This window comes from Novipirellula caenicola (genome assembly GCF_039545035.1).
Taxonomy (GTDB): domain Bacteria; phylum Planctomycetota; class Planctomycetia; order Pirellulales; family Pirellulaceae; genus Novipirellula; species Novipirellula caenicola.
In genome coordinates this window covers 1-11,665 of sequence record NZ_BAABRO010000040.1, presented here as the reverse complement: position 1 = coordinate 11,665, position 11,665 = coordinate 1, and the positions used below count along the sequence as shown (strand labels likewise).

The window sequence follows — 11,665 nt, the reverse complement described above, 5'->3', positions numbered from 1 at the left end:
GGAGCGAAAGCGACCAAGCTGCTCCGCGTACTCCGGACGGGTTGTACCAGCCAAACCGTCCGGGCAACAATTGAGGGTTCGCAGCAACCGTCCGGATCAGACTCGCCAACGGGCTCTAGACGCCAGTAGAGCACGATCTGCGACCCAACTCACACGTCAGCCATCGTAAATTATACACTAACCGCCGTTTTCATTATTTAGGGTGCCGCGAAGCGGAATGAGGACTCGCCAGAGCGTGGATGTCGGAGGCCTCTAGGATTCACCACCTTCTGGCGAAGGTAGCTACGAAACGTTGCCCTGATCGGGCGTCTACAGAACGCTTTCCAGCGAGCTCAGCCCCAGCGGTTCCTTGGTCGCGAAGGGTTCGCCGTAGCGACGATTGATCAATCGCCCCCAATTGGACGCCTCGTCACGCAGCCGATCCAAGATCGTCGGCGGCTCTGTGTCTCGGCCCGTAATGAATTGACTTTCGTATGCCGCAATCGAAGCGAGTTTCGCATCCCAGTGGTCACTGATGTCAACGATCCAGCTGGGCTGAACCGCCAATCGCAGATGGATACAGTAGTAATAGAAGACACGTTCGGGGTGAAACGGCTCGCCTGGCATCTCCGTTTTGCTCAATTTGGCCCAAAAGCGTGCCGCTTCGATCAAATCGGTGGCAGCAACATGGTCCGGATGAGCGTCCTGCCAATAGGGAGCGAACACCCATTTGGGTCTCAGCACGCGAAAATAGCTGGCGACGACCTCGCGGGTCTCTAACGTGTGCAAAAGCCGACGATTTTCCAGCCCCGCATTGCCTCGCCAAGTCAAATTCAACGCTTCGGATGCTCGGTTCGTTTCGCTGCGTCGCAACGACTCGCTGCCGTGTGGCGTCGGCTCGCCAGTAGTCAAATCCAGGACACCGACACGCCATCCCAGCGAAATCATCTTCGCAATCGTCCCTCCCATGCCCAATTCGGCATCATCGGGATGGGGAGCGACGACCAACATATCCAGTGGATCGGTGGGTCCGAGGTCTGCGGGAGCTTCCGTCAGGACGACCGTCATCGTTATGCACTGATGGGGTTTGAAGGTAGAAGGTTGACCGTGGGGTTGTGAAGGAACGCTGGGAAACGACCATCACGGTGCCCCAAACGCTGTCACACGGATCGACTAAGCAATGCGTAAATCGGCCAAGCAACGCGTCAGCGACCAACGCGCATGCAAAAACGACCGGAATCGATCCGGTCGTTCTTTTGCATGATCGTGGCAGCGCATTGAATGCGTGCAGACGCCAAAACGCGTTTAGCGACGAGCCTTTTTCACCTTGGCACCGCCTTGGCGGACCTTGAACTTAGGATTGCTTTTGCAAATCACATAAATTCGGCCGCGGCGTTTGACCACTTGGCAATCGGGGTGGCGGTACTTTAGGGCGCCGATACTGCTGACAACTTTCATCGGATCGATCTCGTCGGACGTTTCGTATATTTTTACATTTGCACGCTGCACAGCAGGCTGCTGGAGCGATTTTTCTACGTTAGCGAGGGCGGAGTATACCGTTTTCTCTTTTTCCTTCAACGGCAAACCGAGCGGATCCCAAGACGACAAACCAGGTTCTTTCCACTATCCTCTTGCCTCACGCCGCTGCGATCCCCCCTCGCAGCCGTTTCGGCGCGGCATCCTCAGCCGCTTTTCCCAAAAATTCTCGCCATTTAGCCCCTCGATCGGAACCGGAACCTCGATGACCAAAATCGCCTATTTTGACTGTCTCAGTGGAATCAGCGGCGACATGACGCTGGGAGCTCTGATCGATATCGGTGCCCAAACCGGTGAACTTGACGCAAATACGATCCAATCCGCCGTTCGATCGATGGGGCTTGGCGAAATCACGATTCAGTCGGAAACGGTCAAAAAAAAGGGCTTTCGCGCGATCAAAGTCGACATCGCGCATCCTCCGGAACACGCCCATCGGCATTTGCATCACATCACCGAAATGATCGATCGTGCCGATGCCATCGCCCCCGAAGCCAAACAGTTGGCCCACAAAATTTTTCTGGAATTGGCCAAAGCCGAAGCGAAAGTGCATGGTTCGACGATCGAAAAGGTCCACTTTCACGAGGTCGGAGCGATCGATTCGATCGCCGATATCGTCGGCACCGCCGTGGCGATGACCCAGCTGGGGATTGATTCGGTCGAGGCATCGCCCGTCCCCACGGGCTCGGGAACAATCACGATCGCGCATGGCCGGGTCGCGATTCCCGCTCCCGCGACCGCCGAGTTGCTCAAAGGGATCCCGATCGCGACGTCCGACGTGCAGGCCGAGCTGACGACTCCGACTGGAGCGGCGATATTGAAAGCGACCGCGACTCGCTTTGGCTCGATCCCGTCGATGAGCACGATCGCCGTGGGCTACGGGGCCGGAACGAAAGACCTGGAGGCCCAGGCCAACATTTTGAAGGTCATGCTGGGCGAGCGGACGGGGCAGACCGCGTCATCGCAAGAAACCGCACGCGACTACCCGCTGGAAACCGATCAAGTGGTCGTGCTAGAAACGAACATCGACGACGCATCGCCGCAATCGCTGGCTTTTTGCGCCGATCGTTTGTTCGATGCCGGAGCACTGGACGTCTTTCAAACCCCATGCGTGATGAAAAAAGGACGGTTGGGAGTTGTTTTGACGACCGTTTGTGACGCTGAACACGTCGCCCAGCTCGAATCGATTCTATTCACTCATACCTCGTCGATCGGGATTCGCCGTCACACATCCAACCGCCGCAAATTGGTCCGCCGCAGCGAAACCGTCTCGACCGAGTTCGGTGCGGTTCGCGGCAAGGTGGTGATTGTCCCCGGCGGCAGCGAGCGGTTTGCGGTCGAAGACGACGACGCCGTCGCGATGGCAAAACAGCACTCGGTCGACGTGAACCAAGTTCGCGCCGCCGCCCAATCCGCATGGAAAAACAATAAATCGTAAACGACGACCGCCGCGAGCGCCGCGGATGCATTCGCCAAAACGTAAATCGAGCTGTCACGGGTCGCGTCTGTAGCGGTGCGGCGCATGCCGCCCCGTCGAACAAGCCGCCCGGTCTAATTCGAACGTTTCACTCGCTGCAACCGGACGGGTCCCGCGCCGCACCGCTACCAAAGTAGCTGGCACTGGGCCGCCCCACCCCCTCCTGAAGAGCGATCACCACCACCCGCAATGACCTGCACAACGTTCAGGTTGGCTTTGACCTACCGCACAACGGTTGTATTTGTGAGTACATTCGGCCCCCTTGGGTTATTCTTGACGCAGGGCAGGATGAAGTTGCAGACGTTGGCAATCCTGCAATTAAACTAGGCGGGATGGTCAGATGGCTCCCCTTGTTTTGCGTATACTAAAAGAGGATCGCTCCTCGTTTGTATGCGATTCCAACCTCTCTGCCGCATCGTCATCGTCCGGCCTGATTCCGCAATTATATGTCAGTCAACTGAAACGTAGGGAACGCGATTTCCATGGCATCTGTCACCGATCCAGATCAGCTGCATCATCCAGATCCACTCGTCGCTAATGCGATGGTTGAAGACGATACGTATGACGAGCCGAATCCGAGACGGCGATTTTTGATCTTCAGCGCCATGCCCGCTTGGGCGGTCAGCACATTTGTCCACGTGATCATCCTGTTGGTCCTGGGATTGGTTTCCATCGGCGACCCGGTCAAGGTGGTCAACGTTTTGTCGGCTTCAGCCACCGCCGAAGACGGCCCGGAAATGGAAGAGTTTGCGATCGAGCAACTCGATCCGGGCGAGGTGGCCGAAATGGAAGAGATCACCGAAACGACGGTCGACACCAGCGAACAAATCGAGATGCCTGAGCCGACCACGGCGGTTGAGTCGATTGAATTGGCCGAAGTCGCGATCGACATGGGCGAAATGGTTTCGGACATGGCCCCGGCCGCAACGTCACTACAAACGCTGTCGTCAGTCTCCGGCGCCCCGCTCAGCAGCCGCAGTGCGGACATGAAAAAGAAACTGCTGCGTGACTACGGCGGCAGTGCCAGTAGCGAAGCGGCCGTCACCGAAGCACTAAAATGGTTCTCGCGACATCAATTCCCCAACGGCGGTTGGTCGTTCCAGCACAACGTCGCCTGCAACAATCGTTGTGGTGATCCCGGCGAGGCGAAGCGTGCCGGAGCCGTCAACGCCGCTACCGCAATGGCGCTGCTGCCGTTTATGGGGGCCGGGCAAACGCATAAATCTGGTGAGTTTCGCGAGAACGTGTATCGCGGGCTGAAATTCCTGATCAGCAACGGGAAACTTGGCAAAAAGAACGGCATGCCCGTATTGGATCTGACCGAGAGCTCGGGCAACGGGATGTATTCGCACGGCTTGGCGGCGATCGCATTGTGTGAAGCCTATGCAATGACCGGTGACCCCGAATTGGCCGTGCCCGCCCAGGCCGCTGTCAACTTTATCGTCTACGCTCAGTGTCGCGATGGAGGGTGGCGTTATCGACCGCAACAACCCGACGGCGGTGACACGTCAGTGGTGGGTTGGCAAGTGATGGCGCTGAAAAGTGCTCACATGGGACACCTGATCGTGCCGCAGACGACCGTGCAAGGCTCGGTGTTGTTCTTGGACAAGGTTCAATCCAATAACGGAGCGACCTACGGTTACGCCAGCCCCTCGGCCAAAATTCGACCGGCCTGTACCGCGGTAGGCATCTTGTGCCGGATGTATACCGGATGGGCAAAGACCGATCCTCGGATCGTCGAGGGAGTGAAACAGGTCGCCAAGATCGGTTTCCGCAAGGACCAGATCTATTACGACTACTACGCCGCACAAGTGCTGCGTCAATTCGGCGGCGCGGACTGGGACAAGTTCAACAACGAGATGCGTGACTGGTTGGTGGAAACGCAAGCTCAAGATGGCGGTGCAAAAGGCAGCTGGCACTTCCCCAAGGGCGGCCACGGTCCGAAAGACGGCGGCCGTTTAGCCTCGACCTCGTTCGCCACGATGATGTTGGAAGTCTATTACCGTCACATGCCGCTGTACGCCGACAGCGCCGCCGAAGACGACTTTCCTCTATAAGTCGATTTCCGAGCTTTACAGCTATCGGCCGCGCGTCTGGCTACCCCGGTCCTCGGGCTGACGCCCGAGGTTTGTTTTTTCTCAGCTGCAGAGCAGCGGCAGCATCAAGCCTGAAACACGAGACGACGTTCGGTGTGGATTGCGCGGACGGCCCTCACCCGAGCAATTGCCGGAGGCTCTGCTCGACCTCTCCCAAACTTTGTTTAGGCGAGGTGAAATGCTGCAAGCCCCTTGCCTGCGCAAGGTTTGACAGCGAGGTGATGCGACACAAGCCACCTCGCCTGAGCGCAGCTGGGGAGAGGTCGGACGGGCGCTTTAGGCCTCGTTCGGGTGAGGGCCGCGTTGAGCACACATGAGGCGGCGTGCGGTGTGGATTGCTCGGACCGCCCTCACCCGAGCAATCGCCGGAGGCTCTGCTCGACCTCTCCCAAACTTTGTTTGGGAGAGGTGCCACGCTGCAAGCCCCTCGCCTGCGCAAGGTTTGGCAGCGAGGTGACACGATACAAGTCACCTCTCCCGAGCGCAGCTGGGGAGAGGTCGAACGGGCCCCTTAGGCCTCGTTCGGGTGAGGGTCGACCGCGCAAACACGAGACGACGTTTGCTGTGGATTGCGCGGACAGCCCTCACCCGAGCAATCGCCGGAGGCTCTGCTCGACCTCTCCCAAACCTTGTTTGGGAGAGGTGACACGACTCAATCCACCTCGCCTGCGCAAGGTTTGGCAGCGAGGTGACACGACACAAGTCACCTCTCCCGAGCGCAGCTGGGGAGAGGTCGGACGAGCCCTATAGGCTTCGTCCGGGTGAGGGCCGCGTTGAGCACACAGGAGGCGGCGTGCGGCGCGGATTGCTCGGATGCCCTCACCCGAGCAATCGCAGGAGGCTCTGCTCGACCGCTCCCAAACTTTGTTTGGGAGAGGTGACACGCCGCAAGTCACCTCGCCTGCGCAAGGTTTTACAGCGAGATGATGCGACACAAGTCACCTCTCCCGAGCGAAGCTGGGGAGAGGTCGAACGGGCCCCTTAGGCCTCGTTCGGGTGAGGGTCGACCGCGCAAACACGAGACGACGTTCGCTGTGGATTGCGCGGACAGCCCTCACCCGAGCAATCGCTGAAGGCGCTGCTCGACCTCTCCCAAACCTTGTTTGGGAGAGGTGACACGACTCAAGCCCCTTGCCTGCGCAAGGTTTGACAGCGAGGTGATGCGACACAAGTCACCTCTCCCGAGCGCAGCTGGGGAGAGGTCGGACGAGCCCTATAGGCTTCGTCCGGGTGAGGGCCGCGGTGTGCATACACGAGGCGGCGTTCGGTGCGGATTGCTCGGACGGCCCTCACCCGAGCAATCGCCGGAGGCTCTGCTCGACCTCTCCCAAACCTTGTTTGGGAGAGGTGACACGTCACAAGCCACCTTGCCTGCGCAAGGTTTGACAGCGAGGTGATTCGACACAAGCCACCTCTCCCGAGCGCAGCTGGGGAGAGGTCGAACGGGCGCTTTAGGCCTCGTTCGGGTGAGGGTCGACCGCGCAAACACGAGACGGCGTTTGGTGCGGATTGCGCGGACGCCCTCACCCGAGCATCGCTGAAGGCTCTGCTCGACCTCTCCCAAACCTTGTTTGGGAGAGGTGACACGCGGCAAGCCCCTCGCCAGCGCAAGGTTTGACGGCGAGGTGATGCGTCACAAGCCACCTCTCCCGAGCGAAGCTGGGGAGAGGTCGGACGAGCCCTATAGGCTTCGTCCGGGTGAGGGCCGACCGCGCAAACACGAGGCGGCGTTCGGTGGGGATTGCTCGGTCGGCCCTCACCCGAGCATCGCTGAAGGCTCTGCTCGACCTCTCCCAAACTGCGTTTGGGAGAGGTGACACGCCGCAACACCTCTCCCGAGCGGAGCTGGGGAGAGGTCGAACGGGCCCTTTAGGCCTCGTTCGGGTGAGGGCCGCGGTGTGCACACGAGGCGGCGTTCGGTGCGGATTGCGCGGACGGCCCTCACCCGAGCAATCGCCGGAGGCTCTGCTCGACCTCTCCCAAACTTTGTTTGGGAGAGGTGACATGCCGCAAGTCACCTCGCCCGAGCGAAGCTGGGGAGAGGTGGCAGAGAACATCGCTGTCGCCGCGTCGGCGGCGCTAACACACCTACGAAAAAACGCCCCTTCCGTCGACCGAAGGGGCGTTTCTTTATGTTTCAGTATTGTTGCGGTGCGTTTAGCGGTTCCACCACCAACGATCTTTGGCCGATGCAAGGGACTCGGTTCGTTTTGCGGCGACAGCTGGATCGACGGCCTGCTTTTCGACGACCGAGAATGCGTCGATATCGACGCCTCCCGATGCGGTCACCACCCAACCACTGCGGCCTCGCACAAAGCTGCACTGCGGATTCAAGGCTTTCGGCACGGCATACGAAGTCAACTCCACCGCTTCGTTCTCTTGCTTCAGCAGCGACAGATCGATACCGGCTTTGTGATCGAGCCGCTCTTGGCTGATCAACGTCGCCACAATCGTCATGTCCATGATGTTTTGCAAGTCGCCAAACACGTGGATCCGCTTGGCCAATTCGGGATACTTTTGCGTCATCGTTTCGGCCCACGCTTGAGCGACCTTGTCGACTCGGCCGGTCGCTTGGACGTTGCCGTCCGCCTGGACCAAGTCTTGATCGGTCAGCGTCTTCACGCCTTGGCCTGACAATTTCCAAGCCAACGCGTCTTCGCTCTTGGTCATCGTGTCGTAGTTGCAAGCCATCCACCAGCGTGGGTTCTGAGCCGAGCTGTGACGGCTGTTCTTGGACATTTGCAGGTAACTGGGCAACCCATTGACGTTCGACGGAGCCAACTCCATCGCGACTCGTTTCATTTCAAAGTCGGCGGCGACCAAGATTCGTGCATAACGGCTGTCTTGCGGCACCCCGGTCAATTTGATCATTTGCGGGCCAAACGCTTGCTTCATCGCCGATTCGTAGATCGCAGGGTTTTGCCCAGGACGAAGCTTGACGTTGCGAAGCAGGTTTTGCAGTCGCTGGCGACCTTCGGCAGTCGGTTCAATCGAACAACTGATGCCGGCACGGCGAGCGGTTTCGACGGTGCGAAACGCGACGATCAAATCAGCCAATCGCATGGTCGATTTGCCCGACTCGGTTCCCACGACGCTGCCGTCCTCGAGCATTTGCCAAGGTTCAGCAGGCCCTGCGATCACGATGTCGTTGTTGTCGGGGTCGACAAACACATACTCGATGCGTTGCAGTCCCGCTAAGAATTCGACGTCGCTCGAGATTGGTTCGCCCGCTTCACGAGTCGCCTGCAGGTGTTTTTGCAATTTCGCTAACGAGATCATTCGCATCTCGGTCGCCTGGTTCATCTCGCCTTTGGCTTGCTTCAGTGCCGCACGAGCTGCATTGGAGAGTTGTTGCTGCTCGGCAATCGTCGCGTTGCGGACAATGCCTTCGGCGTCAATCAACACTCCCCCCACCGCTCGGTTATTTAGGCCACTGATCCCTGCCTGCAACGAGGTGGACATGCAGAGGACCGCGATGACGGACGCAGTAAAGCGAAACAGACGTTGTGGACCGAATTCCATCGAGTGGATCTCCGAGGTATCCCGCACAACGGATTGCGTTTTTGAGCGGGGATGGTTCGTGGCGTAGAAGGTTCGTAGCTTAGAATAGGTGCCTTGGACTACAGATTCGCAGCGGCAATCCTCAAAGGACGGCAACGCGATCAGACAAGTGACCGATACACAGGATACTTGCGAAAAATCCATATCGCAACAGAAGTCCTGTCACTGTGTACGCACAAAAGGACGGTTTCTCCGCTAAAATGCCACTGCGGCATGTACCCCACGCGGACGCCCTGCCGCTCGAGCCGCTTCAAACTCCGTCACGACGTTCATAATCATCATAATCGAACCCTGACGGTCTTTTCCATTTCCTTGGCTTCTCCTTCGCAGTGGATTCGCTTGAATACCGACGCCCCGCAGACGACATCCTCGACAAACCCGGTGGGTGAAAAACCGGCCCCCCGCCATCCTGGTGCCTACTTGGTTCTGCAATCGGCGGGCCGCTGGAGTGACGTATTTCGGCTGGCCCCCCCAGCCGAAGCCTTCCTGGGACGGGCCTCGTCTAACCAAATCGTCATCCGCAGCCATCAAGCCAGCCGCCAGCATGCGCGAATCTATTGGTCCGCCCCGAATCAGCCGAATGCCTCGGCTCGTCCCGACGCTGCGGCTCAAACCAATACTGCGGCCGCTTCGCCGCCTGAATCGCCCGGATCGCCCGAATCGCCTGGAGCCACGGTCACGGCCGCGGCGACCGGAGCGTGGATGATCGAGGACCTCGGCAGCCGCAATGGCACCTTCGTCGGCGGCAGCGAGATCAGCGAACCGCACCCGCTTCGCGATGGCGACAAGATCGAAATCGCCGGGTATGCGATCCAGTTCACTCACACCATCCATACCGGCGGCAGCGAACGGAGCAGCGATGATGACGACGCGGCCTCGCAAGCCACCGACGACCAATTGACAATGGAGATGAGCGCCGATGCGATCACCGATCGACGACGCCACAGCGATTATCTGCACGGACGCGTCTCGACATCGGATTCACGATCGGCAGAAAGCAAAACGGCGACCGAGCCAACCGCGGCCGGCGACGATTCACCAGGGGTTCGCAGCCGACTGCTGAAATTAGCCTTCACCCTGGCTCGGCTTGAGGACGCCGAAGCGGCCATCGCTGCGTGTTTGGACGATTTGGTGGGCAGCTTGAAATTTGACACTGCCGGGGTTTATCTCAGCGAACGATCGACGCCGCCCAGTTCGATTTCCGAAGTCCCGTTGGTCGCGACGCGGCAAAGTGGTGACCGCAGTTATCGTCGACCGCCCGACGCATTGCTGCAGAACCTTGTCGGCGAAAACGGGCACGCGTTGCTGGCTCGCAATATCGTCGGTGACGATCAATTAGCGACGCAGAACAGCCGCGGCGAGATCGAGGTCGAAAGCATCATCCTGGCTCCGATCCGCGACCATCGCGATCGGTTCCTTGGCATGATTCACATGACCACCGCTGCAGGAATTCGCCCGTTTGGCAGCGACGATTTACAAGTCGTTGTCGCGGTGGCGGAAATCCTTGCCGAATCGATCTCGCGGCTTGCCGACCAACGGCGGTTGGCTAAATCGCTGCATCTCAGCCGCCGCAAGGCCGAGTTGTTGCAAGAACAGCTTGGCGACAAAGTTCGCATCGTGGGAAAAAGCGAAGCGATTCGAACCGTGATCGAAAAAATCAAGTTGGCCGCTCCGACTCATGCCACCGTTTTGGTGCGTGGCGAATCCGGCGTGGGCAAGGAATTGGTCGCCGCGGCACTCCATCACGCATCAAATCGCCGCGAAGGGCCGATGGTCTGTTTGAACTGTGCCGCGCTGAGCGAAACGCTGCTTGAAAGCGAACTGTTTGGTCATGAAAAGGGCGCCTTTACCGGTGCGACCGAGCGGAAGCGGGGCAAGTTCGAGATGGCCGATGGCGGCACGTTGATGTTGGATGAAATTGGCGAGATGAATGCCGAACTGCAAGCCAAATTGCTGCGAGTGCTCGAGGGACATCCGTTTGAACGCGTCGGAGGACACGAGCCGATCCGAGTCGATGTTCGCGTCGTTGCCGCCACCAATCGCGATCTGCAAACGATGGTGGGCGAAGGCAAATTCCGCCAAGATTTGTATTACCGACTGCACGTGGTCGAGATTGTCGTCCCACCGCTGCGACAACGCCAACGTGATTGTTTGTTGTTAGCTCAGTTTTTCCTTGATCGATTCAACCGTGAAATGGGTCGCCGGATCGAAACGATCAGCGAAGCGGCCCAGAAACGCTTGCTTGAGTATCATTGGCCCGGGAACATTCGCGAATTGCGAAACGTGATCGAACGCGCCGTCGTACTAAACCAAAAGAACGTGATCGAGGAAACCGACCTCGCTCTCTCGCCGACCGGCAACGTAGGCCGAACGAGTTCGGCAAGCAGCGAGACGGCAGTGGAGATGACGTTGGCCGAGCTCGAGCAACAGCACATCGAACGCGTCTTGCGTCACACCGACGGCAACAAAAGTCGTGCCGCCGCGATGCTGGGAATCGAACGCAGCACGCTCGACCGCAAACTCAAACGCTTCGCCGCCCAAGATCCCTCCACGTAACCGATCCGCGGCAGAGGGGGCTCGCAATTTACTCTCCCTCCCGGAGGGTCGGCCGCAGGATGCGGTCGGGGAGGGCTGGTGAAACCATGTTGGCACGGTCAATTTCTAACACAACGAGCCCCACCCAGAGCCGGCTACCGCCGACTCTGACCTCCCCAAAGGGGAGGTGAAATCGGCTTTACCCTCCCTCCGGGAGGGTCGACCGCGTAGCGGTCGGGGAGGGCTGGTGAAACCATGTTGGCACCGTCTATTTCTAACACTGCGATCCCCACCCAGAGCCGGCTACCGCCGACTCTGACCTCCCCAGCGGGGAGGTGAAATCGGCTTCACCCTCCCGCTGGGAGCGACCGTGTTAGAATTCGGCAATAGCCGCTTATCAAAAAGTTAAATTTTGATTCGATGGAAGCCCCCGATGCGCAGTACTGAAGGACGCAGGGGGGCTCCTGTGTCAGCGTCGTTCTGT

Annotated in this window: 6 protein-coding genes; 3 read left to right on the top strand and 3 right to left on the bottom strand. The window is 59.0% G+C overall.

The genetic code is table 11. The features are described 5' to 3' along the window. Positions 1-309 precede the first annotated feature (309 nt). Both bshB1 and ykgO read right to left on the bottom strand, forming a co-directional pair. The gene (gene bshB1 / locus ABEA92_RS30800) at positions 310-1,047 is read right to left on the bottom strand and encodes a bacillithiol biosynthesis deacetylase BshB1 (protein WP_345689630.1); all 738 of its coding nucleotides are present in this window, start codon (positions 1,045-1,047) and stop codon (positions 310-312) included. Positions 1,048-1,284: 237 nt separating this feature from the next. After that, the gene (gene ykgO / locus ABEA92_RS30795; RefSeq protein WP_040763550.1) at positions 1,285-1,437 is read right to left on the bottom strand and encodes a type B 50S ribosomal protein L36; all 153 of its coding nucleotides are present in this window, start codon (positions 1,435-1,437) and stop codon (positions 1,285-1,287) included. A gap of 283 nt (positions 1,438-1,720) precedes the next feature. Here ykgO and larC point away from each other — a divergent pair, with 283 nt between their 5' ends. Both larC and ABEA92_RS30785 read left to right on the top strand, forming a co-directional pair. After that, positions 1,721-2,950, top strand: coding sequence for a nickel pincer cofactor biosynthesis protein LarC (gene larC, locus ABEA92_RS30790; protein ID WP_345689628.1), 1,230 nt, complete (start codon positions 1,721-1,723; stop codon positions 2,948-2,950). A 521-nt stretch (positions 2,951-3,471) separates the two neighbouring features. Then, on the top strand, positions 3,472-5,046 hold the full coding sequence (locus ABEA92_RS30785; protein ID WP_345689626.1) for a prenyltransferase/squalene oxidase repeat-containing protein: 1,575 nt from the start codon (positions 3,472-3,474) through the stop codon (positions 5,044-5,046). A gap of 2,196 nt (positions 5,047-7,242) precedes the next feature. Here ABEA92_RS30785 and ABEA92_RS30780 read toward each other — a convergent pair. Beyond that, a complete protein-coding gene (locus tag ABEA92_RS30780) occupies positions 7,243-8,607 on the bottom strand; it encodes a DUF1598 domain-containing protein (RefSeq protein ID WP_345689624.1) in 1,365 nt (454 codons plus the stop codon). Between the two features lie 351 nt (positions 8,608-8,958). On the opposite strand from ABEA92_RS30780, the gene ABEA92_RS30775 reads away from it, so the two are divergent. Further along, positions 8,959-11,202, top strand: a complete 2,244-nt coding sequence (locus ABEA92_RS30775) for a sigma 54-interacting transcriptional regulator (RefSeq protein ID WP_345689622.1) — start codon at positions 8,959-8,961, stop codon at positions 11,200-11,202. Positions 11,203-11,665: the final 463 nt, after the last annotated feature.